Source organism: Streptomyces atratus, assembly GCF_014648655.1.
In the GTDB taxonomy this organism is placed as follows: Bacteria; Actinomycetota; Actinomycetes; order Streptomycetales; family Streptomycetaceae; genus Streptomyces; species Streptomyces atratus.
This window is the reverse complement of record NZ_BMRN01000034.1, coordinates 1-23847: the sequence shown is the minus strand read 5'-3', so window position 1 is coordinate 23847 and position 23847 is coordinate 1. Positions and strand designations below refer to the sequence as shown.

General features: G+C 69.2%; 27 protein-coding genes and 3 pseudogenes. 16 read left to right on the top strand and 14 right to left on the bottom strand.

What is annotated here, in order from left to right:
- Position 1: 1 nt before the first annotated feature.
- The 3 genes from IEZ15_RS33230 to IEZ15_RS33220 are packed head-to-tail and all read left to right on the top strand — an operon-like array spanning position 2 to position 2946.
- Positions 2-553 (top strand): TlpA family protein disulfide reductase, encoded by a 552-nt coding sequence (locus IEZ15_RS33230; protein WP_229846264.1) that lies wholly within the window; start codon positions 2-4, stop codon positions 551-553.
- On the top strand, positions 550-2409 hold the full coding sequence (locus IEZ15_RS33225; RefSeq protein WP_229846263.1) for an ABC transporter ATP-binding protein: 1860 nt from the start codon (positions 550-552) through the stop codon (positions 2407-2409). The genes IEZ15_RS33230 and IEZ15_RS33225 overlap by 4 nt, the downstream gene beginning before the upstream one ends.
- 12 nt (positions 2410-2421) lie before the next feature.
- Positions 2422-2946, top strand: a complete 525-nt coding sequence (locus IEZ15_RS33220; RefSeq protein ID WP_189280672.1) for a S26 family signal peptidase — start codon at positions 2422-2424, stop codon at positions 2944-2946.
- Positions 2947-3304: 358 nt separating this feature from the next.
- Here IEZ15_RS33220 and IEZ15_RS47690 read toward each other — a convergent pair.
- Positions 3305-3677 (bottom strand): annotated as a pseudogene (locus IEZ15_RS47690) (carbohydrate binding domain-containing protein); the annotation flags it as partial.
- A 323-nt stretch (positions 3678-4000) separates the two neighbouring features.
- On the opposite strand from IEZ15_RS47690, the gene IEZ15_RS33210 reads away from it, so the two are divergent.
- Positions 4001-4417, top strand: coding sequence for an acyl-CoA thioesterase (locus tag IEZ15_RS33210; RefSeq protein WP_114243172.1), 417 nt, complete (start codon positions 4001-4003; stop codon positions 4415-4417).
- Between the two features lie 15 nt (positions 4418-4432).
- Here the strand turns inward: IEZ15_RS33210 and IEZ15_RS33205 are convergent, their stop codons facing one another.
- The gene (locus IEZ15_RS33205) at positions 4433-4969 is read right to left on the bottom strand and encodes a winged helix-turn-helix domain-containing protein (RefSeq protein WP_189280671.1); all 537 of its coding nucleotides are present in this window, start codon (positions 4967-4969) and stop codon (positions 4433-4435) included.
- 262 nt (positions 4970-5231) lie between these two features.
- Positions 5232-5867, bottom strand: a complete 636-nt coding sequence (locus tag IEZ15_RS33200) for an NAD(P)-dependent oxidoreductase (protein ID WP_189280670.1) — start codon at positions 5865-5867, stop codon at positions 5232-5234.
- Between the two features lie 101 nt (positions 5868-5968).
- On the opposite strand from IEZ15_RS33200, the gene IEZ15_RS33195 reads away from it, so the two are divergent.
- Together IEZ15_RS33195 and IEZ15_RS33190 are read left to right on the top strand one after the other, a co-directional pair.
- Positions 5969-6346, top strand: a complete 378-nt coding sequence (locus IEZ15_RS33195; RefSeq protein ID WP_229846262.1) for a winged helix-turn-helix transcriptional regulator — start codon at positions 5969-5971, stop codon at positions 6344-6346.
- A 107-nt stretch (positions 6347-6453) separates the two neighbouring features.
- Positions 6454-6834 carry an ArsR/SmtB family transcription factor gene (locus tag IEZ15_RS33190; RefSeq protein ID WP_229846261.1) on the top strand — a complete coding sequence of 127 codons (381 nt, stop codon included), beginning with the start codon at positions 6454-6456 and terminating at the stop codon, positions 6832-6834.
- A 2-nt stretch (positions 6835-6836) separates the two neighbouring features.
- On the opposite strand, the gene IEZ15_RS33185 is transcribed toward IEZ15_RS33190, so the two are convergent.
- A complete protein-coding gene (locus tag IEZ15_RS33185) occupies positions 6837-8255 on the bottom strand; it encodes an FAD-dependent oxidoreductase (protein ID WP_189280668.1) in 1419 nt (472 codons plus the stop codon).
- A gap of 77 nt (positions 8256-8332) precedes the next feature.
- The gene (locus IEZ15_RS33180; protein WP_189280667.1) at positions 8333-9019 is read right to left on the bottom strand and encodes a DUF305 domain-containing protein; all 687 of its coding nucleotides are present in this window, start codon (positions 9017-9019) and stop codon (positions 8333-8335) included.
- A gap of 158 nt (positions 9020-9177) precedes the next feature.
- Between IEZ15_RS33180 and IEZ15_RS33175 the strand changes: the two genes are divergently transcribed.
- A complete protein-coding gene (locus IEZ15_RS33175) occupies positions 9178-10668 on the top strand; it encodes an LVIVD repeat-containing protein (RefSeq protein ID WP_189280666.1) in 1491 nt (496 codons plus the stop codon).
- Positions 10669-10774: 106 nt separating this feature from the next.
- Here IEZ15_RS33175 and IEZ15_RS33170 read toward each other — a convergent pair whose 3' ends face one another.
- The 7 genes from IEZ15_RS33170 to IEZ15_RS33140 form a co-directional block, all read right to left on the bottom strand.
- Positions 10775-10954 (bottom strand): hypothetical protein, encoded by a 180-nt coding sequence (locus tag IEZ15_RS33170; protein ID WP_189280665.1) that lies wholly within the window; start codon positions 10952-10954, stop codon positions 10775-10777.
- A gap of 69 nt (positions 10955-11023) precedes the next feature.
- The gene (locus tag IEZ15_RS33165; RefSeq protein ID WP_189280664.1) at positions 11024-11725 is read right to left on the bottom strand and encodes an HAD family hydrolase; all 702 of its coding nucleotides are present in this window, start codon (positions 11723-11725) and stop codon (positions 11024-11026) included.
- 19 nt (positions 11726-11744) lie between these two features.
- The gene (locus IEZ15_RS33160; RefSeq protein ID WP_189280663.1) at positions 11745-12443 is read right to left on the bottom strand and encodes a phosphatase PAP2 family protein; all 699 of its coding nucleotides are present in this window, start codon (positions 12441-12443) and stop codon (positions 11745-11747) included.
- A 33-nt stretch (positions 12444-12476) separates the two neighbouring features.
- On the bottom strand, positions 12477-13412 hold the full coding sequence (locus tag IEZ15_RS33155; RefSeq protein ID WP_114243164.1) for a M56 family metallopeptidase: 936 nt from the start codon (positions 13410-13412) through the stop codon (positions 12477-12479).
- Positions 13413-13498: 86 nt separating this feature from the next.
- On the bottom strand, positions 13499-14089 hold the full coding sequence (locus IEZ15_RS33150; protein WP_189280662.1) for a DUF5134 domain-containing protein: 591 nt from the start codon (positions 14087-14089) through the stop codon (positions 13499-13501).
- A 143-nt stretch (positions 14090-14232) separates the two neighbouring features.
- On the bottom strand, positions 14233-14517 hold the full coding sequence (locus IEZ15_RS33145; protein WP_189280661.1) for a hypothetical protein: 285 nt from the start codon (positions 14515-14517) through the stop codon (positions 14233-14235).
- 113 nt (positions 14518-14630) lie between these two features.
- Entirely contained in the window at positions 14631-15017 is a 387-nt protein-coding gene (locus IEZ15_RS33140; protein WP_114243161.1) for a VOC family protein, read from the bottom strand.
- A 78-nt stretch (positions 15018-15095) separates the two neighbouring features.
- Here IEZ15_RS33140 and IEZ15_RS33135 point away from each other — a divergent pair, with 78 nt between their 5' ends.
- Entirely contained in the window at positions 15096-15647 is a 552-nt protein-coding gene (locus IEZ15_RS33135) for a GNAT family N-acetyltransferase (RefSeq protein WP_189280660.1), read from the top strand.
- Between the two features lie 12 nt (positions 15648-15659).
- Here IEZ15_RS33135 and IEZ15_RS33130 read toward each other — a convergent pair whose 3' ends face one another.
- Positions 15660-16343: a glycerophosphodiester phosphodiesterase gene (locus tag IEZ15_RS33130; RefSeq protein ID WP_114243159.1), complete on the bottom strand. Its 684-nt coding sequence runs from the start codon at positions 16341-16343 to the stop codon at positions 15660-15662.
- 525 nt (positions 16344-16868) lie between these two features.
- Here IEZ15_RS33130 and IEZ15_RS33125 point away from each other — a divergent pair.
- From IEZ15_RS33125 to IEZ15_RS33105, 5 genes and pseudogenes are all read left to right on the top strand, one after another.
- Entirely contained in the window at positions 16869-18266 is a 1398-nt protein-coding gene (locus tag IEZ15_RS33125) for a DUF6421 family protein (RefSeq protein WP_114243158.1), read from the top strand.
- 26 nt (positions 18267-18292) lie between these two features.
- A complete protein-coding gene (locus tag IEZ15_RS33120) occupies positions 18293-19060 on the top strand; it encodes an SDR family NAD(P)-dependent oxidoreductase (protein WP_114243157.1) in 768 nt (255 codons plus the stop codon).
- Positions 19039-20118, top strand: a complete 1080-nt coding sequence (locus IEZ15_RS33115) for a threonine aldolase family protein (protein ID WP_189280659.1) — start codon at positions 19039-19041, stop codon at positions 20116-20118. Before IEZ15_RS33120 ends, IEZ15_RS33115 begins: the two co-directional genes overlap by 22 nt.
- A 75-nt stretch (positions 20119-20193) precedes the next feature.
- A pseudogene (locus IEZ15_RS33110) lies at positions 20194-20792 on the top strand (transglutaminase domain-containing protein).
- Positions 20793-20818: 26 nt separating this feature from the next.
- Positions 20819-21490: a B3/B4 domain-containing protein gene (locus tag IEZ15_RS33105; protein ID WP_189280658.1), complete on the top strand. Its 672-nt coding sequence runs from the start codon at positions 20819-20821 to the stop codon at positions 21488-21490.
- A 30-nt stretch (positions 21491-21520) separates the two neighbouring features.
- Here the strand turns inward: IEZ15_RS33105 and IEZ15_RS33100 are convergent, their stop codons facing one another.
- Positions 21521-22243, bottom strand: coding sequence for a lysophospholipid acyltransferase family protein (locus tag IEZ15_RS33100; protein WP_114248838.1), 723 nt, complete (start codon positions 22241-22243; stop codon positions 21521-21523).
- 218 nt (positions 22244-22461) lie between these two features.
- Here IEZ15_RS33100 and IEZ15_RS33095 point away from each other — a divergent pair, with 218 nt between their 5' ends.
- The 3 genes and pseudogenes from IEZ15_RS33095 to IEZ15_RS33085 all read left to right on the top strand — a co-directional run.
- Positions 22462-22788, top strand: coding sequence for a TlpA family protein disulfide reductase (locus IEZ15_RS33095; protein ID WP_189280657.1), 327 nt, complete (start codon positions 22462-22464; stop codon positions 22786-22788).
- Between the two features lie 196 nt (positions 22789-22984).
- Entirely contained in the window at positions 22985-23491 is a 507-nt protein-coding gene (locus IEZ15_RS33090) for a flavin reductase family protein (protein ID WP_114243153.1), read from the top strand.
- Positions 23492-23692: 201 nt separating this feature from the next.
- Positions 23693-23847 (top strand): annotated as a pseudogene (locus IEZ15_RS33085) (electron transfer flavoprotein subunit beta); the annotation flags it as partial.

Sequence of the window (23847 nt, the reverse complement as noted above, 5' to 3'; positions counted from 1 at the left end):
CATGTCGTATCTCATCGCGGCCGTCGTGCTCGTCGGCGCGCTGTGCCTGCTCGACCTCCTACTGACTGTGGGGCTGATCAGAAGGCTGCGCGCGCAGCAGGCCCCGCGCACGTCCGCTGACGGGTTCGCCGGTGAGGGAATGCTTCCCCCGGGCGCGATCGTCGGGGCCTTCGAGACCCGGACCGTCGACGGCAGCCCCCTGCGCAGCCGCGATCTCGGCACCGGGACCGTCGTGGTGTTCCTGTCCCCCGGTTGTCCTCCGTGCCACGCACAACTGCCGCGAGTGGTGGCCGCGCTGGGAGCGGCTCCTGCGAACCGGGCCGTCGCCGTCGTCGCGGGCGGGATGGACGGGGACCCGGAGACCGAGCAGCTGCTCAAGGAGCTGGGGCCGGTTGCCAGAGTCGTACACGAACCCGGCAAGGGTCCCGTGACCGAGGCGTTCGCGGCCCGCGCCTTCCCCGTCATGTGCCGGGTTCGCGCCGCCGGTGACGAACTCGTGGTGGAGGCGGTGGGCGAGCATGTCCTGCCGACCCCCGTCCCCGTAGCCCAGTGAGGACGGCAGAGGCGTCGTCGCCGGGGCTGCGCCGACTGGCCGGCGTGTTCCGTGCGGCGACGGGCCTTGCCCTCAGGGCGGCTCCCTGGCATCTCGCGGCACTTACGCTCCTCACCGCCCTCGGCGCGATGCTGCCCATCGCCTCCGCGTGGGCGGTCCGGGCAGTGCTGGACCGGCTGGCCGCCGGCAGCGGGCTCGACGCGCTCCTCGTGCCGACCGGGCTGCTTGCCGCCGCGGGAGTCACAGCCGCTGCGGTGTCGCACACCCTGCAGTACGTCCAGGCCCAGACGCAGCGCGCGGCCGGGACGCGTGCCCAGGACTCCCTGTACCGGGCGGTGGACGCCCTGACCGGCCTGAGCAGATTCGAAGACCCATTGTTCCTGGACCGGCTGCGACTGGCCCAGCAAGCCGGGGGCATCATGCCGACGCAAGCGGTCAACAATGCGCTGGGGGTTCTACGCGGGGCGCTCACCATCGGTGGGTTCCTCGGATCGCTGATCGTGCTGAGTCCGCTGCTGGCCACCGCCGTGCTGCTCTCCGGTGTGCCGGTACTACTCGGTGAACTGGTGATGAGCCGTCGTCGGGCGGCGATGTTCTGGGACATCGGCCCCGCGGAACGCCGGGAGCTGTTCTACCTCCAACTGCTGACCAGCACGCAGGCGGCGAAGGAGATAAGGCTGCTGGGCATCGGCAGTTTCCTGCGTGGGCGGATGCTCGCCGAACGCCGTAAGGCCAACGCGGCCAAGCAAGCGGTGGACCGCCAGGAGCTCGTGATCCAGCTCGGCCTCGGGGTGCTCGCGGCGGTGGTCTCCGGCCTGGGCCTGTTGTGGGCGGTCCGGGTCGCGGAGCAGGGCCGCATCAGTATCGGCGGCGTCTCCTTGCTGGTGGCCGCGCTGCCCGCCGTGCAGGCGGCACTCGCCGGACTGGCGAACGAGATCGCCAACGGACACCAGTCGCTCCTGCTCTTCGACCACTACGTCGCGATCCGGGACGCGAAGGACGACTTGCCGGTCAGTACCCACCCCCGGCCGGTGGCCCGCCTCCGGAAAGGCATCGAACTGCGTGACGTCTGGTTCCGCTACAGCCCGGAACACCCCTGGGTCCTGCGCGGGGTGAACCTCACGATTCCTGCGGGCAGCTCCGTCGGACTGGTGGGACTCAACGGAGCGGGAAAGACGACGCTGGTCAAGCTCCTGTGCCGCCTGTACGACCCGGACCGCGGCCAGGTCCTGTGGGACGGGACCGACCTGCGGGCGTTCCACCCCGCCGAGATGCGCAGGCGCATCGGGGCCACCTTCCAGGACTACATGGAGTACGACCTGACCGCCGGAGAGAACATCGGGCTCGGCGACCTGGACCAGCTGACGGAGCAGGACAGCATCGAACGCGCCGCGCGCCTGTCCGGGATGCACGACTCCATAGCCGGCCTGCCCGATGGCTACCGCACGATGCTGAGCCGGACCTTCTTCTCCGAGGAAGACAAGGACGACCCGGGCACCGGTGTCGTCCTGTCCGGCGGGCAGTGGCAACGCCTCGCCCTGGCCCGGTCGTTCCTCCGCGACCACGCCGACCTCCTGATCCTCGACGAGCCCAGCTCCGGGCTCGACGCCGAGGCCGAGCACGAGATCCATCTGCGTCTGCGCGACCATCGAGCAGGCTGCACCAGTCTGCTGATCTCGCACCGGCTCGGCGCCCTCCGGGACGCCGACCTCCTCGTGGTGCTGGAAAACGGCCGGATCAACGAACAGGGCACTCACGATCAGCTGATGCGGGCCGACGGGGCCTACGCCCGGCTGTTCGCGATGCAGGCCTGCGGCTACCGGCCCGAAACACCGGCGACCGCCCTCGACACCTGAGGAGGTGCTCCCATGCAGCCATCCGGCCGACGGCTGTTCCCGTTCGCCGTCGTCGCAGTCGGCACGCCCCTGCTGGGCGTATTGCTGGCACGGCGCCGCTTCGTAGTGATCACTGTCGCCGGTGCCAGCATGGAACCGGCCTACCGAAGCGGCGACCGGGTGCTGGTCCGACGGCTCAGCCGGAGCGGGCGCACCGGCATAGAGAGGGGAGGGGTCGTCGTCGCAACCTGGCGACCGCCCTCCGATGACCCGCCGGGAGAGCCCGCGGAGACGCACGGCGGGCCTCGTCGACCGACCGGCGAGCCACTCGGTGCCCGAGGCTGGATGATCAAGCGCGTCGTGGCAGGCCCTGGCGACCCGGTTCCCGAAGGTCTGGGACCCGCCCTTACCGCTGAGGCCGGTAAGCCCGTACCGCGGGAACGGTTCGTGGTCATGGGCGACAACGCCGCGCACAGCCACGACTCCCGCCACACCGGCTACGTCGAAGGCGGCGACATCCTCGGAGTGGTGATCCGCAGGCTTGAACGCCGCTGGTGAGGGGGGCAGACCGGCACGCGCACGGACAGCGGCGCGGCCGCGAATGTGCCGGGAGTCGGCCGGCGGAGCCGCCCAGCGGATCAAGGGCCGATCGGCCAGACCGGTGTGCCTTCGGCGGCGTGCTCGAACCATGGCAGACCCGGCGTCCAGATCGACGACATCACCAGGGACAGGCTCAAGGCCCTGGCCGATGGGGAGGGCATGTCCATGAAGGACTACCTCGCCAAGGTGGCTGCGGAGAAAGAGCACCAGAGGCTGATAAAACCGGCCCGGGCTGCCATGCCGACGAGTACGGACGGGTCGTTGACGGTGAGGTCGGTGCGGAGGATGTCTTCCTGGCGGGCCAGAAGGCATCGGTAGCGCACGGGTCGCTGTGCGCCACGACTCCGTCCTTGGCGGTGATGTCGCCGGTGCCCGGCGCGTAGTTCTTCCCGGCGTTGTTGTCCCAGACCCCCGAGCCGTTGTTGGACGTAGTGGCCGGCCCGGAAGCGCCGCCCAGGCTGACGGTCTTCTTCACCCAGTCGGTGCAGGCGGCCTCCATCTGCACACCGGGCGCGGTCGTCCGGGTACCGCCGTCCGGCGCGTAATGCAGGTTGTACGCCGACCAGTTCTTGGCCTTCATGTAGTAGAAGACCGTCGCCGTGCTCTCCGTTGCCGGAGCGGGAACGGTGGACGGTGGGCCGGTCTCCGGTATCGCGGCAAGGGAGTCCGAGCAGCCCGGCAGTTGCCACGGCTGCTGCCAGGGGGGCGTCTCGGCAGCTGGCGGAAGGTGCATCTCATTCGTGTCTCCAGGGGAGCGCCGCGGCCGAGCGGCGTCGGCAGCCGACAGCGCAGGCACTCATGGACCACCTGCGAGGTCCCGCCGGAGAACCCTGACGCGCCTCGGGGTTCGGGTGAGCAGTGCATTCCCGAACAGCAAGAGCTGTCGGAATTTTGCTGCATTCTTTTGCGGTCAGGGAGTTGCCTGGGCATGACAGGTACGCAAAGAGCTACGGCGTCGGCAGTTGTGCGGGTGCGGGGGAATGCCGGAATGAGTCGTGATGTTGGGACGTCCATGACATTTTTTGTGGACGTGACCGTCCGGGGCTACGAACTCGACACGCAGGGGCATCTGAACCAGGCGGTCTATTTGCAGTACGCCGAGCACGCGCGATGGGAACTGCTGCGGGCTGCCGGCCTGTCACAGGAGAAGCTGCTGGCCAGCGGCGTCGGGCCGGTGGCCCTCGAGACGACGGTGAAGTTCCTGCGGGAGCTCCGCGGCGGCGACCGGGTGCGGGTGACCTGTCAGTTCGTGTACGGCGAGGGAAAGACGTTCGAGGTCGCGCAGAAGATTCTCAAGGAAGATGGCACAGTCGCGGCGCAGATCACGGGCGTGGCGGGGATGCTCGACCTGACGGCCCGCAAGCTGATCGCCGATCCGGCCGGACATCTCGCCTCACTCGCCGAGAACCCGGACCTGCTCAGCGGCTGACCGGCCGCCCCGCGGCTATGTGGTGCCGGTGGTCGGGCCGGCCTGCTGATACAGCGTCACCACCACACCGTGCACGGGTTGATCTCCGGCGTCCTCCTCGGCTTCGTCGACCAGTCTGGCGAGGGTCTCGCCGAGTTGTTGTGCCTTCGCGGGGCTGAGCCGCAGGTGGCGCAGTGTCAGGTGCGTCTGGGCGGGGGAGTGGTTTAGCTCCTGGGCGACCGCGGCGAACATCGCTGCGGTGCTTGCTTCTTGGGATTCGGCGGCGACGATGCGGCGGGCCGTGCGCCGGTAGTGCTGCTCGGTGCCGCCGCAGACCTGGCGCGTCTCGGTGATGTGGACCAGCCCGGCTTTGCGCAGCACCTTGAGGTGGTGGGCCACATTGCCCTTCTTCGTGTCGAGTTGCACGGCGAGCCCGCTGATGGTGGCGGGTCCGTGACCCAGGGCGAAGAGAAGCCGCTGGCGCAGCGGGTGGGCGAGCGCCGCGAACTGCTCGGGCGTACCGATCTCCTGGATGTCGTCAGGGGGTGGCGGAAAGGGCGGCTGATCACGCATCCCTGAAGTGTCCAACTCTGGACGGCGCATCCGCACCGGGAGGCCACCATCCCGGTCGGTCGCCCGGTCAACCCTGTCTCCGGCACCAACTGGGAGGGCACCGGTGTGCAGCCGGACGTCCTGTGCCTCGCCGCCGATGCCCTCGACCGCGCCCACGCACTGGCCGTTGCCCGGCTGGCGGGCTGGCGGGCTGGCGGGCTGGCGGGCTGGCGGGCTGACGGTCTCGGCCGACCGGTCTGCTGCGGCCGGCCGGCCGGTTCGGTCACGCCTCCTTGACACCAATGTGCGTGCGGTGGTGACCAGGGGCGTCGATCTCGTCGAGCAGGGCGATGGCGAAGTCGCTGCAGGAAATACGGGCGGCAGCGTCGACAGCGGCCGTGGTGTAGCGGCCGGAGCGCGTCCTCCCGTAATCGAAGTCCCCGGCCGGACTGACGACCAGCCAGTCCAGTGCGGTGGCCGCGGTACGCAGCACCGCCGTTCCGGCTGCGTGGCCGTGGCTGAAGGGACGGTACTCCTGAGGGAAACCGGGAGTGTCCATCAACGGGGTTCCGTCGGCGGTCTCCATGGTTGCCGACAGGCCGACGGAGATCAGCCGGGGCACACCGGCCCGCGTCAGCCCGTCGCTGAGAGCGCGGGCGGCGGCCGTGAAGAAGACATCGGGCAGGGCGCCACCGTCGTGGACGGCGGAGATCGCGGCATCGTGCCCGGTCGCGAGGTCGGCAACAGCCCCGACTTCGGTGACATCGCCGGCCACGAGCCGGACGCCCGGACCTTGAAGCTCTCGGTACTTGGCCGGTTCCCGTACGACCGCGGTGACATGATGTCCGCGGCGAAGGGCCTCGCCGACGGCTGCCCGTCCCGCGCTGCCACCTGCGCCGAAGATGATGATCCTGCTCATGTGCCTACCTCGCCTCGCGTCCTGGAATCTCTGTGCCGACGTGCTCGGGCAAGGTAGCCGGACCCGTGGTTACCTCCTGGATACCTCGCTAATGTGGCTCTGTGACCAAGCCGCTGGACCCGGAGATGTTCGACCCGGTCTGTCCGACCGGACTGATGCCGATCCGCGTGGGGGACAAATGGGCCGGGATGATCGTCCAGTGCCTTGAAGGCGGCCCGCGACGTTTCTCCGAGCTACGGATCCCGCTGCGTACGGTCACGCCCAAGGTCCTCACCCAGTCACTCCGGTCGCTGGAGCGTGACGGTTTTGTCGTCCGCACGGTCCGGGCCGGACCGGCACGGTACGTCCAGTACGAACTGACCTCGCTCGGCCGGAGTCTCCTTGAGCTGCTGGACAGCGTGCACGCCTGGGCGGAACTCCACATGGAAGAGGTCATCGAGGCCCGTGAAGCGGCATCACGCTCCGATCGCGCCGGGTGATGCGCGGCCGGACCCGTCGTACGGTGAATCTCAAACTACGAAGAATCTCAAACTACGGTGAGTCTCGTATTATGGGAGACCGGACCAAGCCAGGAAGTGGAGCCATCGTGACCTCAGCCAGCGCCCCAGCCACAAGCGCCGCTGCGGTCGGCGGCCGCTCGCTCGACCACCCCACGCGGGACGAGATCCGCATCGAGACAGTGCTCCACGCACTCTCCGACCCGATGAGGCTGCGCGTGGTCCGCGAGCTGGCCGCCGCCGATGCCGAGCTCACCTGCTCCCGCTTCGACCTGCCGGTGTCCAAGTCGACGACCACGCACCACTTCCGGGTGTTGCGCGAGAGCGGGATCGTCCAGCAGGTCTACCGCGGCACGGCCAAGATGAACGGGCTGCGCCGCGACGATCTGGAGGCGCTGTTCCCCGGGCTTCTGGACAGCATCCTCGATGCCGCGAACCGGCAGGTGCAGCGCATCGGCGAGGACCGATAGCCTCACGGTCCGCCCCGGTCACCGCCATCCGCGGCGCTCAGCAGCCCCGCCCAGTCCGGGATCTTCACCGGCCCCCGGCCCAGCGACCGGCCCAGCACCGCCTCCGCCTGCTCGATGGACAGCCAGCCGTCCCACTCCACCGGGCGCAGCCCCCACGCCCGCAGCGCGGCCACGGGATCGGGTGCCGACGGGCGCCCGGCGAGCAGCGTGGCGTCATCGAGCAACGATGTCACCGTCTCCTTCGCGCACGACCGGTTGGAACCGATCACTCCGGTCGGCCCCCGCTTGATCCATCCGGCGACGTACTCCCCGGGCGACGGCACCCCGTCCCGCAGCACCCGCCCCGCCAGATGCGGCACCGTCCCGCGTGCCGGGTCGAACGGCAGGCCGGGCAGCGGCAGCCCGCGGTAGCCGACGGCCCGCAGCACGAGCTGGGCATCGATGTCCTCGTACGTACCGGCGTCGCGCACGCCCCCGCTGCCGTCCGGCACGGTACGGGCGAACCGCACCCCGGCCACCCGCCCGTCCCGCTCCAGCAGTTCGACGGGGCGCAGAAAGAACCGCAGGTGGATCGTGCGCAGCGGGTCTCCCTCCGCGCCCGCACCTGTGGCGCCGGCCGCGGCCCATCCGCGCAGCACCTCGACATTGCGCCGCGCCGCCGCCGTCAGGGGCAGCGCGTTCGGTGGTGAGGACAGGGCCGGCGCCGACCGGGGGGACGGATCGATGTACGCCGGGTCGAGGGCCAGCTCCGCCTTGTCCACCACCACCCGCGCCCGCGGCAGCGCGCCCAGCTCCCGCAGCTCCTTGGTGGTGAACCGGGCCTGGGAGGGTCCGCGCCTGCCCGCCATGTGGACCTCGCGCACCCGGCTTCCGGCCAGCGCGCCGAGCGCCCGGTGCGGTACGTCGGTGGGGCGCAGCTCCTCCGCGCTCCGGGCGAGAATCCGCGCCACGTCCACCGCCACATTGCCGACCCCGATCACCACGACCGAACGGGCCTGCAGCGCAAAGCTGTTGGCGGCGGCGTCGGGGTGCGCGCTGTACCAGGAGACGAACTCGGTCGCGGAGCAACTGCCGGGCAGGTCCTCGCCGGGGATGGCGAGGCCGCGGTCGGTCGCCGCCCCGACGCAGTACACGACCGCCTGGTAGAGCTCGCCGATCCGTTCGGACGGGATCCCGTCGCCGCCCACCTCGACATTGCCGAGGAAGGTGATCCGCTCGTGCTCCAGGACGGTCCGCAGACTGTTCTGCAGCGATTTGATCTTCTCGTGGTCGGGGGCGACGCCGTAGCGCACCAGGCCGTACGGGCAGGGGAGACGGTCCAGCACATGGACGTGGACATCGGGCACCCGGTCCTGCTCGACCAGAGCCTGGGCGGTGTAGACCCCGCTGGGACCGGAGCCGACGACGGCGACACGGAGCACGGCGCACCTCTTCCCGCAGGATGCCTCCAGCATGGCACCGGTGGGCGGGGCAGGGGAGAGGCGCGCCCGGGGTGCGGTCAGGACGACATCGCGCGCATTCTGTCGATCTCCACCGTCTGCTGGGCGACGACGTCCCCGGCCATCTCCTCGACCTGCACATTGTTCCCCTGCGAGAGCACCTCCGTCGCCATCGTGATCGCTCCCTGATGGTGGGTGATCATCAACTTCAGGAAGAGCGTGTCGAAGGCCGCGCCGTCCGCCGTCCGCAGCTGATCCAGCTGCGCCGGGGTCGCCATTCCGGGCATCGCCGAGTGATCGTGGCCGCTCTTGCGCTTCTCTCCGCGATTGTGTTTGAGCCATCCCTCCATGGCACCGATCTCCGGCTTCTGGCCAGCGGTGATGCGCTCGGCGAGCCGCTTGATCGCGGTGGATTCGGAGCGGGCGGGGACGAGGCCGGTCAACTCCAGCGCCTGGGCGTGGTGTTGGATCATCATCTGTACATATCGGAAGTCGGCGGAGTTGGGGGTGTCGTCCCCGGCGGCCTTCGCGGCCTCCTCGGCGGACAGGGTCCGCGCGGGCTCTCCCGGTTTCCCGGGCGCCACAACCGAAGGCCCCCCGCCCGCCTGCGCCTTCGTGCGGTTGTCACCGTCCCCCTCATCGCATGCGCCCAGGGTGAGAACGGCGGACATGACGGCCACGGCGAGAACAGATCTGCGTACACACATGGTCCGACGGCGGATCAACAAATGGACCTCCATTGCCATATGGGGCGGTTGCGAACCGTCCTAACACGCTTCCGCGCGACAGCGATCAGAAACTTTCATTACGTCTCTGTTGCCATCTGTTGGGATACCTGTGGGGAGGACGATACTGCCGGTGTCCGTGAACCGTTCAACTACGTACGGATGCATGGGAGGACGCAGTGATTTCGTTGCACACGAGCGCGGCGCGGCGCAGACGTCTGGGTGTGGCCGTGGCAGCCGCCGGGCTGCTGGCCACGCTGCTGACGGCCGGACCCGCGGCCGCGATGCCCGACCCCGGCGATACGGCCACCGCCCGTACCGATGTCTCCGCCGCCCAGGAGGCCGAAGCCACGGCCGCCATCAGCAGCGGCGAGATACCCGGCGTGGACGAGATCGTCCACAGCAGCAACATCACCCATCTGGCCAACGTCCCGAAGGACGCACTCAAGGGGCTGAACACGGACCTGGCCTTCCAGGGGAAGTACGCCTTCGCAGGAAACTACGACGGCTTCCGGATCTACGACATCAGCAATCCGAAGTCCCCGAAGACGGTCGCTCAGGTCCTCTGCCCCGGATCGCAGAACGACGTCTCGGTCTCTGGAAACCTGCTCTTCCTGTCCACCGACTCCTCGCGCAGCGACAACTCCTGCACCAGCACCACCCAGCCCGCCACGGAGAAGTCCTCCTGGGAGGGCATGAAGGTCTTCGACATCAGCGACAAGCGCAACCCGAAGTATGTCGCCGCTGTCGAGACCGCCTGTGGATCGCACACCCACACGCTGGTCCCCGAACGCAAGAACGTATACGTGTACGTCTCCTCGTACTCGCCGCGCGACACGTTCCCGGACTGCCAGCCGCCGCACGACGGGATCTCCGTCATCAAGGTGCCGCGCAACGCACCCGAGAAGGCCGCGGTCGTGAACTTCCCGGTGCTCTTCCCGGACGGCGGCAACCCGGGCGCCCCGACCAACCCGGGCGTCTCCAAGACGACCGGCTGCCACGACATCACGGTGCTTCCCTCGAAGGACCTGGCTGCCGGTGCCTGCATGGGCGACGGTCTGCTGTTCTCCATCAAGGACCCGGAGAACCCGAGGATCATCGACCGGGTGCAGGACAACGTGAACTTCGCGTTCTGGCACTCCGCGACGTTCAACCAGAAGGCCGACAAGGTCGTCTTCACCGATGAACTCGGCGGTGGTGGCGCAGCCACCTGCAACGAGGAGATCGGCCCGAAGCGCGGCGCCGACGGCATCTACGACATCGTCGGCAGGGGAGACCACCGCAAGCTGGTCTTCCGCAGCTACTTCAAGATCGACCGTCCGCAGGCCGACACGGAGGTCTGTGTCGCCCACAACGGTTCGATCATCCCGGTCAAGGGCCGCGACCTGATGGTTCAGGCCTGGTACCAGGGCGGAGTCTCGGTGTGGGACTTCACCGACTCCTCGAAGCCGAAGGAGATCGGCTACTTCGAGCGCGGCCCCGTCAGCACGGACGCGGTCACCACGGCCGGCCCCTGGTCGGCGTACTACTACAACGGCTACATCTACTCCAACGACATCGCCAAGGGCTTCGACGTCCTGAAGCTCGACGACCGGCGGACCGACGCGGCGAAGCGGGTGCGGCTGGACGAGCTCAATGTTCAGACGCAGCCGGACTACTTCGACCGCTGATCCGGCCGGTTCATCCGATCGGCCGACACCATCCTGCTCCACCGTGCACCGCGCGTCCCGCCGGGCGGATCCCCCGCCCGGCGGGACGCCGCAATCGATGCCTGCTTCAGGCGGCCGTCCTGGCGCTCCCGCCGGTCGCCGCGGCCCACTCCACGAGCAGCCGCTGGTACTGCTCCTCGTCCTCCGGGGACAGGCAGCCACCGGAGCGCTGCCACAGGTCACGAATCTCTTTGTTCACCACGGCGGCGGTACGCACGGAATCGGAGGAGTACGGAGAACGGGACATGCATACAGGCTAAGGCCCCGATGTGACAATCCGACCCATTGGGCGTCAGGGACATCTCTCACATGTCTCTCAGGCAACCCCCGGCGCCAGTCCCAGCATCCGCAGCCCATCGGGCCGCTCCTCCACCGGAAGATGCTGCACAAAGCGCACGTCACAGCCCAGTGCCGCCGCCCCGCCGTCCGCGCGCCGCTCGTCGCCGACCATCACCACATCCGTCGGATCCTGCCCTATGAGTGTGCAGGCCGTGTGGAAGATCCGTGTGTCCGGCTTCTGGACGCCGTGCTCGTACGACAGAACGTAGGCGTCGATCAGGGCGTCCAGGCCGTGTGCCCGGAAGACCGGCCGCAGGTCCCAGCCGATGTTGCTGACCACACCGATACGGGTGCCGCTCTCGCGCAGCGCACCGAGCACTTCCGCCGCGTCCGGATAGGGCTGCCAGGCGGCAGGTGATCTGTGTCGCTCGTACAGCGCGTCGTACAGCCCCGGATCCGGCAGGGCCACCTGGCGGGCCAGTCCCGTGTACGCCTCCCGGTGGAGTTCCGCGCTCTCGTCGCGGGTGGCCCACACGGAGGCGAGGCGGGCAGGAACGTGCTGGGGAGGCGGGCCGCCCGGCAACGCCCCGGCGGCCTCGAGCGCCCGCGCGTACCGCTCGAAGTCGGCCGCTGCCACCGTCACCTCCCGCTCGGCGAGGACCGCACGCAACCAGGACCGGACCGATTCGATACGGAAGAGGGTCCCGGAGAAGTCGAAGAGCACACCCTTGATCTGCATGGACGCGATCCTTCCCGGTTCAGGAGCGCCGCGGCAAGGCCCGCCTGCTGCGCCCCTCGTACCTGGCGAACCCGGCGACGGAGAACCCGACCAGGGCCGCCCCCAGCAGCCAGCCGCCCAGGACATCGCTCATCCAGTGCACCCCCAGGTAGAGCCGGGTGACGCCCACCCCGACCACCGACACCCATGCCACCACCAGCGCCGTCCGCCACATCCGGGGTTCCGTACCGTGCCGTCGCAGCAGCCAGAGCAGCAGACCGCAGGTCACCGTCACCGTCATGGCGTGACCGGAGGGGAACGCCGCGTAGTGGGCGGAATCCACCGGGTCCGGCCAGTGCGGCCGCTCCCGGCCGACCGCGGACTTCAGTCCCTGCTGCAGGAGAGTCGCCAGTGCGCTCGTCGCTGCCACCCACACCGCGAGCGCCCGCGCCCCGCGCCACCACAGCACCACCACGGCCACCGCGATCAGGGCGCGCATGGTCCATGGATCCCACACCCAGTCGGTCAGGATCCGGTTCGCGTGGACGAGTCCGGGTTCGGTGACCGCCCTTCGGTGCAGGGCGTCCGCGACCGTACGGTCCAGTGTCATGAGCGGCGACCAGCGCACGGCGACCAGGATCAGCAGGACCAGGGCAGCAGACGCGCAGACCACGGCTGTGCCGAAAGGTGTGACGCCGGAACGGGTGCGGGCCGGTGGGGCGAGCGGCGGGGAGGGCATGAGGCGATCTTCGCGGACGGTCCGCACACCCGGCTATCCCAGTGCGCTGAGTCCCGGAATGAATGCCACCATGAGCGGAACCACCGGCACCAGAGCGGCCGCCGCGGTCAGCCGGAGCCGACGGCCCGCCGTGAGCCGCTCCACCGGGGTCAGCAGCCGGTTCACCCGCAGCGGCAGCTGAGCGTCCGGCGCCGGGCACGGGCCGAACACGCCACGGTCCTCGTTGAGTTCCACCAGGGCCAGAGCGATCGTCAGCCGTCCGAAGCGCCTGGACGCCACATCGTCCGCGGCCAGTTCGACCAGCCGGTGCATCTCGTCGCGGAAGGCCGCGAACACCGGCACCTGCGGGAACCCGATCGCGAGTGCGCCGGAACAGTGCAGCAGCCAGTCGTGCCGGGCCCTCGCGTGTCCCTGCTCATGGGCCAGCACCGCATCCAGCTGACGGCCTTTCAGGCGACCAAGTGCCGCCGTGGTGATGACCAGTTGAGGCGCGGCCCCCGGCAGCCACCAGACATCCGGACGCTCTCCCTCCAGCACGACGAGCCGACCGCTGCCGGGCTCCTCGCCGGGCATCAGCGGGGAACGCACCAGCAATTCGGTGCGCCGTCGCCTGCGACGCACCTGGGCTCGGTGGATCTCCCGGGTCAGCATCGCCGCGGTCCACACCCCTCCGAGCGCCAGCAGCACGGCCATGGCCGCAGACCACCGCCCGTGCCCGCCCAGCGCATACGCCTCCACCACGGCACGCGGCGCCGGTGCGAACACATGTCCGCGCACCGCCTGCCAGGCCGCAGCCGCACTGAACGTCATGGAGAGCGCGAAGGAGAGCAGTACCGCGGCCACCACGCACTGCCAGACCCACAGCGCAACGACGGGCTCACGCTCCGGCCAATCCGCCCGCGCCATCAGACGTGGGGTCACGACGGCGGCCAGTGCACCGAGCAGCAGCAGCGCGAGGGAGACCAACATGGCGTCAGCCTATGAGCGGTGCGGTAGCCACGGGTATGGCTGTGCACGGCAAGTGATGCACACCACGGTTTGGCCTGCCTTCTGTCTCACAGAGTGAGCAGCATGGCGAACATGGCTATCCCCATCGTCAGCCGACAGGCGAGAGCCAGCTCGGGCCATGCGCCCGGGCCACCCCCGACCGGCCCACCAGCGCTCCCCGCCGCACTGGCCACCGGTATCAACCGGGCTCCCGAACGCAGCACATACACCGCGTAGTAAGCCAGCAGCAGTCCGGTCAGCAGAGGTATGCCCCCGGCCGTCACCGCGACATCATGGCCCGTGTGTCCACCGTGCTCGCGGTGCGCCCCTCCACCGCTCGGTGCCATCGTCAGCGCCATGTAGACCATCGCCGACGACCCGACCAGATGGTGCAGATGGTGCGTGCTGCGCCGGGAGAACCACAGCGCGCGCAACGAGGCCGCGCCGAACAGCACCGCGTACACTGCCCACCCCCACGCAGGTGGTGACACGACGGCGGCCGGCACGGCCATTGCGGCCATGCCGAAGCCCATCAACGCCTCCGCGCGCGCCGTCCTGCGCCCCTCCCCGGTCTCTCTGCGCGTGCGCAGCAGGCAGTACGCGCCCGTCACTCCGCACAACGCCATCAGCAGCCAGCCGGACATCGCCGGTCCGTGCACTGCGCCCCTCCCCCCTGGACGTACGACGTCGGTCCCTCCTAGTCGATGCCCGGGCCCGGACCGTCGTACGCGGCGCACTGAGGTACACGGGGAGCGCGCGGAGGGGGTGTTTACTGCCGCGCCGTGTGCTCCCGCCGGCTTGGTCAGCCGATCGTGAAGGACTTGAAGGTGCGTGACCGGTCGGTGATGGCGCGCTCGGCGGGGAGCCGTTCCTGCTGCCTGCGGGCACCGCCCATGGCGGCAATGCCGCACCGGCACGGCCGGCCGGCCGCATCCGCACACGCCTCGCCCTTCCGCAGCCCTCCGTCCGCAACCCCACCGGACGCAGCGTGGACGAGCACACCCGCCGTGCCTGGGCCGCCGTACTGGCCGAACAGGGCCTGTACGCCGTGGCGGACACCGCCTGCGCGGAACTGTCCCCGCACCACGACGCCGCACCGGCTCCCTCGTCGCTCAACTGCCGCCCGCCGCCGTCATCGGCACCCTGCCCAAGACTGCGCGGAGAGAAGACGCGCCGCGCACGGACTGCGCACCGGCACTTCTACGGGCGGTAGCGCAGTGGATGGTCCTCCGGTACCTCCACCACGACGATCCTGTGCCCGTCCGGATCGCGGATCCACATCTCGACGAGCCCCCACGGCTCGCGCACCGGCGGCCGCAGCACCTCGACGCCACGGGCCGACACCTCTTCGTGAGCTGCCCGGACGTCCGCGACCTGCAGCCACAGTTCGAGGCCGGGCGCCGGGGGTGCGGTGGCGCGCCCGGAGACCTCCAGGAAGCCGCCGCCGAGGAAATAGACCGTCCCCCGCTCGGGGCCGGTGCCGAACTCCCGGTAGACGGGCAGGCCGAGGGTCTGGCCGTAGAAGATCCGTGACCGCTCGGGATCGGCCGGACGCAACAGGATCCGGCTGCTCAGCACATGAACCATGCGCCAAACTCTAGGTCCGGAACACGCGGGTTACGCTGCTCCGGCACGGCCACAGCAGAGAAACGGAGAGCCACCACCATGGACATAGCCCCTGCCGAGGACTCGGGACAGCTGACCTTCCGCGACGCGGCCGACGCCGATGTGCCCGCACTCGTGACGCTGATCGAGTCGGCGTACCGCGGGGACTCCAGCCGGGCCGGATGGACCACCGAGGCGGACATCCTGCAGGGGCAGCGGACCGACCCGGACGGCGTCCGCGAGGTCGTCGAAGCGCCCGGCAGCCGACTGCTCGTGGTGGAGCGCGACGGTGCGCTCATCGCCTGCTGCCAGCTCGAACACCGCGGTGACGCCGCCTACTTCGGGATGTTCGCGGTCCGTCCCGAGCTGCAGGGAGCCGGTCTCGGCAAGGTGATCATCGCCGAGGCCGAGCGCACCGTCCGCAAGAGCTGGGGGGTGACCGAGATGCACATGACCGTGATCTCGGTGCGCGAGGAGCTGATCGCCTGGTACGAGCGCCGCGGCTACCGCCGTACGGGAAAGCTCAGCCCGTTCCCGTACGGCGACGATCGCTTCGGCATCCCGCAGCGCGACGATCTCACGTTCGAGCTGCTGATCAAGGACCTGGTCTGACCGGGCCGGCAATCAGGCGGTGAAGCGGCCGGCGCGGCGGATCTCCGGGTAGTCGGTGGTCGCGCCGTCCAGTCGCAGGGCGCGTACCAGCCGCAGATGGTCCTGGGTGTTCACCACCCAGCCGATGACCTTCAGCCCTTCGGCGTGCGCCTGCTCGACCACCTCCAGGGTGAGGCGGCGGATGTTCAGCGCCAGTGTCGCCGCACTCACCGCCTTCGCCCGGTCCACCACATCGCTGCGCCAGCGGCTCGCGATGAGTACGGTCCGAACCCCCGGCACCAGTCGGGCGATCTCGGCGACCGCCTCGTCGTGGAACGACGACACCTCGACCCGGTCGACGAGACCGCGTCGCAGCATCACTTCCGACAGGGCGCGGGCCGCGGCCACATCCTTGATCTCAGCCTGAACGGGGGACCGTACGGCGTCGAGCACCTCCTCGAAGACCGGCACGCGCTCGCCCTGCCCGGCATCGAGTTCGCGCAGCTCCGACAGGGTCTTCTCGGCGATCGGACCGCTGCCGTCCGTCGTACGGTCCACATCGGCGTCGTGCATGACGGCCAGCGCGCCGTCCTTGCTCAGATGAAGGTCCAGTTCGATGGCGTCCATCCCGGCCTGCTCCGCATGGACGAACGACCGCAGGGTGTTCTCCGGCTCGACACCCATCACTCCGCGATGACCGATGGTGAGAAAAGACAAGGCAACTCGCTTCCGTCGACGGCGTCTTCCCGCGTGCGTCTCCTACCCACGAGGCACTACGGCATTACGGCAATTCGGCAGCCTAATGGCCCACCCCCGAGAGAGAGGCGCTCGGACGAGGGGGAGTGGCGCCGTGTCCCCTGGACGTCGGCGGCACCGAGCAGGAACCCGGTGATGACGGCTGCGACAAGAACGGCACGGATACTCACGCGGCGGATCTCCAGAGGTGGTGCGAAGGGTGGATGCCGTCCGTCCTACCGGCGGGCGGCCGTGCCGGGCGAGCTGTGTCACTCGTGCGTGGGCGCGCCCTCCATGACCTGACCGCTCATGTGTGCGAGGCCGGAGGCGGCGGCACCTTCCACAATGGGTCCGGCCGATGGAAGCGTTCGCAGGGAAGGTTCTGCGCAGGAAGAATCGCGGTGGCCATGGGGGGTCGGCAGGATAATTTTCTGGGGCCCACTTGTCCGAAGGAACCGTGGATGGATACGGTTGCTTGACGCGAGGTTCTCCTGTGGAGGAAGTGTTATGACGGAAATTCTTGTGCACGACGTCGCCGCAGGCGACATACCTACGGATCAGCGGGTGGTCGATCATCCCGCCTGGCCCGCGCTCAAGAATGCCGTGGAGGAGATCCGCCCCTGGCAGTCGAAGGACGGTTCCATCGACTTCGACGCCGAGGGCGCGCCGTCCCGGGCGGCTGCCCGGGCGACGCTGGATCGCGTGATCGCCGCGGTCGAGGAGCTCTCCCCGCTGCTTCCGCACGACGACGCCTACCACCGTGCCCTTGTCATGGACCTGGGTCGCTGGGCCACGGACGGCTTCGGTGTGCCGGACTTCCTCGACTCGCTGCTCGCCTTCCAGCCGGCCAAGGACCGCACCGACGGACTCCAGCACCTGGTCGTCTTCGCGATGTACACACAGAACGGCAACCCGGACCGCAACCTCGAAGCGGTTGTGCTGCGGATGGTCTGGCCCGAGTGGCTGGCCGAGATCGAAGCCACCCGCTACGACAACCCGTTGTTCTGCGGCATCACCTTCGAGGGCTTCACCCCGGGATACGACACCAACTCCGCTGTGCTCTTCCCGGAGACCGTCGCCGTGCGCGAGGCCCCCGAGCGCTTCAGCTGGGGCGGAATCTTCTGCGACCGTGAGGCCGCCCGCTTCCGCCGGGTCACCGAGGCGTCGGTCGATCTGCTCGGCGTCGAGCTGCCCGACGACATCCGCGAGATGGTCGGTGACCAGCAGCGTTGCGAGCAGGCCTTCGTTCTCTGGGACATGATCCACGACCGGACGCACAGCCACGGCGACCTGCCGTTCGACCCCTTCATGATCAAGCAGCGCCAGCCGTTCTGGATGTACGGGCTCGAAGAGCTGCGCTGCGACCTCACCGCCTTCAAGGAGGCCGTGAAGCTGGAGGCCGACGGCTTCCCGCAGGGCCGCGATGTGCAGTACGCCGTGCTGTTCGACCGGATGTTCCGCTTCCCCGTCACCGGCGAGCGCGTCCGCAACTACGACGGCCTCGGTGGCCAGCTGCTCTTCGCGTACCTCCACAAGCACGACGTGATCCGCTGGACCGACAACACGCTGAGGATCGACTGGGACCGTGCCCCGCAGGTCACCAACCAGCTCTGCACCGAGATCGAGAAGCTCTACCGCGACGGCATCGACCGCCCCAAGCTCGTCCACTGGTTCGCCGCGTACGACCTGGTCTCGACCTACCTCGCCCCGCACCCGGGCTCCCGCTGGGCCAAGGGCCCGGACGCGCTGGATCTCTCCCAGCCGCCGCGGAAGCTCGTGGACGACGTGCTTCCGGACGAATTTCCCCTGAGCATGTTCTATGAGGCACTTTCCAAGAAGCTGAAGAACGTGATTGCCTCGACCAAGGGGATCACCGCCGCGGATGCCGAGCGGGCAGCCGCGTGAGCGCCGGGCACAAGGAGGCGGTGGCCATGAACGGAAACGGCAAGGGCAACGGGAGCGGTGCTCTCGAAGGCGCCGTGGTCGCGGTCGCCGGGGCCGCGGGCCCGGCCGGCCGGGCGACCCTGCTGAGGCTCGCCGAGGCCGGTGCGACCGTCGTCGCCTCCGACGCCGATGCCACCCGCCTGGCCGAGGCGGTCGACGCCGCCCGCTACGCCCACGGCGGCGCCACGGTCACGGGTGACACCGTCGATCTGCTGGACCTCGCTGCCGCCCGCGAATGGGCGGACAAGACGGAGAAGGAATTCGGCCGGATCGACGGCCTGGTCCACCTCGTAGGCGGCTGGCGCGGCAGCGCCACCTTCGCCGAGACCGACCTTGCCGACTGGAACCTGCTGGAGAAGCTGCTGATCCGCACGGTCCAGCACACCTCGCTGGCCTTCCAGGAGGGTCTGCAGCGCAGCGACCGGGGTCGCTATGTACTGATCAGCGCGGCCGGGGCGAGCCAGCCCACCGCGGGAAACGCAGCTTACGCCGCGTCGAAGGCGGCGGCCGAGGCCTGGACGCTCGCGCTCGCGGACTCCTTCCGCAAAGCGGGGGGCGACGAAGGGCCCAGGACCGCGGCTGCGATCCTGATCGTCAAGGCACTGGTGCACGACGCGATGCGCGCCGAGCGCCCCAATGCGAAATTCGCGGGCTTCACCGACGTCAAGGAGCTGGCCGATGCCATCGCCGGCGTCTGGGACCGGCCCGCCCCGGAAGTGAACGGAAAGCGCCTGTGGCTGACCCCACAACCGTAAGGACCGACGCGCGACGCCACCACGACCCGCAGGTACGCGGCTTCGCCAGTGACAACTACGCGGGCACGCACCCGGAGATCCTCGCGGCCATCGCCCTTGCCAACGGCGGTCACCAGATCGCCTACGGCGAGGACGACTACACCGAGCATCTCCAGCGTGTCATGCACAGTCACTTCGGCTCGGCCGCCGAAGCCTTTCCGGTCTTCAACGGAACCGGCGCCAACGTCGTCTCCCTCCAGGCGATGACCGACCGCTGGGGCGCGGTGATTTGCGCCGAGTCCGCCCACATCAACGTCGACGAGGGCGGTGCCCCGGAGCGGGTGGGCGGCCTCAAGCTGCTCACCGTGCCCACCCCGGACGGCAAGCTCACGCCCGAGCTCATCGACCGGCAGGCGTACGGCTGGGACGACGAGCACCGTGCCATGCCGCAGGTCGTGTCGATCGCCCAGAACACCGAACTGGGCACGGTCTACACCCCCGACGAGATCCGCGCCATCTGCGACCACGCCCACGGCCACGGAATGAAGGTCCACCTGGACGGGGCCCGGATAGCCAACGCCGCGGCGTCGCTGGACGTACCGATGCGTACGTTCACCAACACCGTCGGCGTCGACGTCCTGTCCTTCGGCGGCACGAAGAACGGGGCGATCTTCGGCGAGGCCGTGGTCGTCCTGAACCCGGACGCCGTCCGTGCCATGAAGCACCTGCGCAAGCTGTCGATGCAGCTCGCCTCGAAGATGCGCTTCGTCTCCGTACAGCTGGAGGCGCTGCTCGCCGGAGACCTCTGGCTGCGCAACGCCCGGCACGCCAACGCCATGGCCCAGCGGCTCGCGGAGGGCGTGCGCGCGGTGGACGGCGTGGAGATCCTCCACCCCGTCCAGGCCAATGCCGTCTTCGCCCGGTTGCCGCACGAGGTGAGCGAGCGGCTGCAGAAGCGCTTCCGCTTCTACTTCTGGGACGAGGCCGCCGGTGATGTGCGTTGGATGTGCTCCTTCGACACCACGGAGGACGATGTCGACGCATTCGTCCTTGCATTGAAGGAAGAGATGGCGAAGTAACCCTAGCTGAATAAGTATGCGGTCGACCGGAAAATCATTGACACCCGGTCGGCCGCTTACCTACGCTCGGCGGCCATGGAGCTGATCCAGCAAGTCCCGGGACTTTCCGCCTATCTCGCCGCTGATGAGGTCATCGACCACGAGCATCCGCTGGTGCGGGATGCGGTCGCCGATCTCCGCAGCAATACCACCGATGTATAGGCATACGCGGCCGCCGCGTACGCTTTCGTGCATGACGCCATTCCGCACTCCGTCGACTCGGGCGACATGCGGGTCGCCCGGTGCGCCTCCGACGTCCTCGCGACGCGCAATGGCATCTGCCACTCCAAGTCCCACGCTCTGGCCGCCCTCCTCCGCGCGGCCGGCATCCCGACGGCCCTCTGCTATCAGAGGCTCGGCGATGAGGACGGGGATCCGGTCCCGTGCACGGGCTGATCGCGGTTCGGCTGCCCGGCCGCGACCGCTGGGACCGTCAGGCCCCCCGGGGCAATAAGCCGGGCGTCGACGCCCACTTCTCGCTCGACGAGGAGCGGCTGGCATGGCCCGTCCGCCCGGAGTTCAATGAAGTGGACTATCCAGTACTCTATGCGGCACCGCATCCGGCGGTACTGCGCGGCCTCCGGTCCGCCGAGGACCGCCCGCAGCTGTGGCGCACGCTCCCCACAGCGCTCTGAGATCCTGTCCCGAGGCAAGGCAGCCGATGGCCCTGGCGTTCACCCTCGCCGACGGCGAAAGCACCCTCGCCCCCGCCCTCAGCCACCTCGCCGTCGAAGCGCGCAGCCTGGTCAACGGGCCAGCGACGACGACAGCCGGGCCCTGCTGGACGAGGCGGCTCGACGGCCGGGCCCCGCACGAGGCCCCCCACCTCGCCGCCCGGCGCGACACCTGCACCGCCTTCGGCGCCAAGCCCTCCCGCACCCGCAACTCCGCCGAAGCCCTGGTCCGGCGTGTGCTCACCGACGCCGGGCTGCCGCGCATCAATCTCCTGGTCGACCTCTACAACGCCATCGGCGTCGCCCATCCGATTCCGGTCGGCGGCGAGGACACCGACCGCATCAACGGCACCATGCAGCTCGTACGTTCCACCGGCCAGGAGCCTTTCGCCACCGTCGCGGGCAGCGAGGAGACCGTGGAGCACCCCGAGCCCGGCGAAGTCGTCCGGTACGACGACGAGGGCGTCACCTGCCGTCGCTGGAACTGGCGACAGGGCGTGCGCACCCGGCTCACCGAGGAGTCCGTGAACGCGGTATTCCTGCTGGAGCGCCTCGCGCCCATGACGATCGGCGAACTCGAAGCCGCAGGCGCCGAACTCGTCGAATGGCTGGAGAAGCTGAGCCCCGGGGCGCGGATCACCGTCGGCACCCCGGAGTGATGTTCCGGTCGTGGCCGTGAGCCGGCCGCGTCAGCTCTTCTCGCGCACCTCGGCGGGCGTCGGAGCCGTACCGCCGAGGTGTGAGGGCACCCACCAGGTGTCGCTCGCGTCCTTCGGACGCACGGGATAGGCGCGCTGAGCCGCTTCGAGGAGCTCCTGGGCTCGCTCCCGCAGTCGCCGGGTGATCGCGCCCGCGTACTGGTCGGTGGGTGCCTCCACCGGCTCGCCGACCCGGATCGTCACCGGAATGTGGTTGCGCTTGAAATTGCGCGGCCGGCCCTTGGTCCACAATCGCTGCGTCCCCCACAGCGCCATCGGGATCAGCGGCACGCCGGCCTCTTGGGCCAGCCGGGCAGCGCCCGACTTGAAGCTCTTCAGCGTGAACGACTCCGAGATCGTGGCCTCGGGGAACACGCCGACGATCTCGCCGGAACGCAGCGAGGCAAGGGCGTGCGCATATGCGTCCTCGCCCTGCTTGCGGTCGACGGGGATGTGCTTCATGCCGCGCATCAGCGGGCCCGAGACCTTGTGCCGGAAGACCGATTCCTTCGCCATGAAGCGGACAAGACGCTTCTGCGGCAGCGCTGCGAGCCCGGTGAAGATGAAGTCCAGATAGCTGATGTGGTTGCTGACCAGAACCGCGCCACCGGTCTTCGGGATGTGCTCGGAACCCTGAGTGTCGATCTTCAGGTCCAGCGCCTTGAAAAACGTGAGAGCGGCGCCGATGACCGGCCGATAGACGAGTTCTGCCATCTGGAGAAGACCCTTCTTCAGCGCCTGAGGAGGGTTCTCCCGGCGGAAGTTACGCAGCCGTAGGTTTTCGGCATTGCGCCGATCGTGCCCCATGCGCGACGCGGTGGCCAGTCTCCGAGGGCGTGGGCCGCGAGATTCTCGTCACGTGGAACCGCCGGGAATGTCTTGGTACCCGGTGGTGCTGACCCCTTGCGAAGAGCTCTGACAGGAGGCCGAAGGTGGACGGGCACACACACGAGGGAACGCTGGACGCGGCCCAACTCGGCGCGGAATTGGGGGAGCGGGCAACCCTTGTGCAGTTCTCCAGCGCGTTCTGTCAGCCCTGCCGGGCCACCCGCCGCACCCTCGTCCAGGTGGCGCGAATGGTGGACGGCGTCGCCCATGTCGAGATCGACGCCGAGGCGCATCTCACTCTCGTGCGCGAGCTGGAGATCAGCCGGACGCCGACCGTACTGGTTCTCGACGCCACCGGCCGGATCGTCCGCCGGGCCGTCGGGCAGCCGCGCACCGTCGACGTCGTCGCCGCATTGGGACGCGCGATGTGACGGAGGGTGATGCATCTCCCACATTGCGGAACGCTCTTGACTGCCCCCACCGGGCATCGTCAGTCTGACGCTATGCCGCCAGAACTCCTTCTCTACGGCCGGGTCCATGTGGATCTCGCCCGCAATGCGAGTGCGCGTTGTCCGGGTGCCTGAGCAACCACGGCCCCGTAAGCATCCTCCGCAGAAGGACACCTCCATGACGGCTTCGCCCGAGCTCGGCACCTCCCGCACGGCATCCCCCGAACTCCTCCGCTCGGTCTTCCGGCAGCACGCCGCCGGTGTGGCAGTGATCACTGCCGCAGGTGACCGGCCGGTCGGATTCACCGCAACCTCCCTCAACTCCGTCGCTGCCGAGCCGCCGCTGATCTCCTTCGGTGTGGGGACCTCGTCCTCCAGTTGGCCGGTCGTGGCCGAGGCCGGACACGTCGGCGTCCACATACTCGGTGAGCACCAGCAGGAGCTGGCCGCCACCTTCGCCCGCAGCGGAGCCGACCGGTTCGGCCCGTCCACCTATTGGCGCAGTGGGCCCGAAGGCGTGCCGGTGCTCGACGGGGTGCTGGCGTGGCTGGTCTGCCGCGTCGTGGCCCGGGTTCCGGCGGGGGACCACCGGATCGTGATCGCGGAGGCCGTGGTCGGCGACCCGGCCGGAGGCGGTCGCCCGCTGCTGTATCACCAGGGCCGTTTCACCTCTCTGAGGGGCTGAGAACTCCCAAGCGGCACAAGGGTGCCGCACGTTGGCCAGATCACAGTTCCAAGCGCTTGCTCACGGGGGAAGCACTGGGTGTACTGACTAGTAATATTTCCTTCGGAGCGTCGGTCGCCCCGACCGGAAACCGCCCCATCAGGCGCCTATGCTGCGTGCAACAAGGCAGCCCAGAAATGACGATGCAGTAGGAGAGCCGGCGTGAGCTTGAGGATCGTTGTCTGTGTGAAGTACGTGCCCGACGCCACCGGCGACCGGCACTTCGCCGATGACCTGACGCTGGACCGTGAGGATGTCGACGGTCTGCTGTCGGAGCTCGACGAGTACGCGGTGGAGCAGGCGCTGCAGATCGCGGA

What these genes read in the sequence shown, in the direction of transcription:
- IEZ15_RS33230 (WP_229846264.1), top strand. Translation starts at nt 2, where the DNA reads ATGTCGTATCTCATCGCGGCCGTCGTGCTCGTCGGCGCGCTGTGCCTG.
- IEZ15_RS33220 (WP_189280672.1), top strand. Translation starts at nt 2,422, where the DNA reads ATGCAGCCATCCGGCCGACGGCTGTTCCCGTTCGCCGTCGTCGCAGTC.
- IEZ15_RS33210 (WP_114243172.1), top strand. Translation starts at nt 4,001, where the DNA reads ATGACATTTTTTGTGGACGTGACCGTCCGGGGCTACGAACTCGACACG.
- IEZ15_RS33205 (WP_189280671.1), bottom strand. Translation starts at nt 4,969, where the DNA reads ATGCGTGATCAGCCGCCCTTTCCGCCACCCCCTGACGACATCCAGGAG.
- IEZ15_RS33200 (WP_189280670.1), bottom strand. Translation starts at nt 5,867, where the DNA reads ATGAGCAGGATCATCATCTTCGGCGCAGGTGGCAGCGCGGGACGGGCA.
- IEZ15_RS33180 (WP_189280667.1), bottom strand. Translation starts at nt 9,019, where the DNA reads ATGGCAATGGAGGTCCATTTGTTGATCCGCCGTCGGACCATGTGTGTA.
- IEZ15_RS33170 (WP_189280665.1), bottom strand. Translation starts at nt 10,954, where the DNA reads ATGTCCCGTTCTCCGTACTCCTCCGATTCCGTGCGTACCGCCGCCGTG.
- IEZ15_RS33165 (WP_189280664.1), bottom strand. Translation starts at nt 11,725, where the DNA reads ATGCAGATCAAGGGTGTGCTCTTCGACTTCTCCGGGACCCTCTTCCGT.
- IEZ15_RS33160 (WP_189280663.1), bottom strand. Translation starts at nt 12,443, where the DNA reads ATGCCCTCCCCGCCGCTCGCCCCACCGGCCCGCACCCGTTCCGGCGTC.
- IEZ15_RS33155 (WP_114243164.1), bottom strand. Translation starts at nt 13,412, where the DNA reads ATGTTGGTCTCCCTCGCGCTGCTGCTGCTCGGTGCACTGGCCGCCGTC.
- IEZ15_RS33140 (WP_114243161.1), bottom strand. Translation starts at nt 15,017, where the DNA reads ATGGTTCATGTGCTGAGCAGCCGGATCCTGTTGCGTCCGGCCGATCCC.
- IEZ15_RS33135 (WP_189280660.1), top strand. Translation starts at nt 15,096, where the DNA reads ATGGACATAGCCCCTGCCGAGGACTCGGGACAGCTGACCTTCCGCGAC.
- IEZ15_RS33125 (WP_114243158.1), top strand. Translation starts at nt 16,869, where the DNA reads ATGACGGAAATTCTTGTGCACGACGTCGCCGCAGGCGACATACCTACG.
- IEZ15_RS33120 (WP_114243157.1), top strand. Translation starts at nt 18,293, where the DNA reads ATGAACGGAAACGGCAAGGGCAACGGGAGCGGTGCTCTCGAAGGCGCC.
- IEZ15_RS33105 (WP_189280658.1), top strand. Translation starts at nt 20,819, where the DNA reads ATGGCCCTGGCGTTCACCCTCGCCGACGGCGAAAGCACCCTCGCCCCC.
- IEZ15_RS33100 (WP_114248838.1), bottom strand. Translation starts at nt 22,243, where the DNA reads ATGGCAGAACTCGTCTATCGGCCGGTCATCGGCGCCGCTCTCACGTTT.
- IEZ15_RS33090 (WP_114243153.1), top strand. Translation starts at nt 22,985, where the DNA reads ATGACGGCTTCGCCCGAGCTCGGCACCTCCCGCACGGCATCCCCCGAA.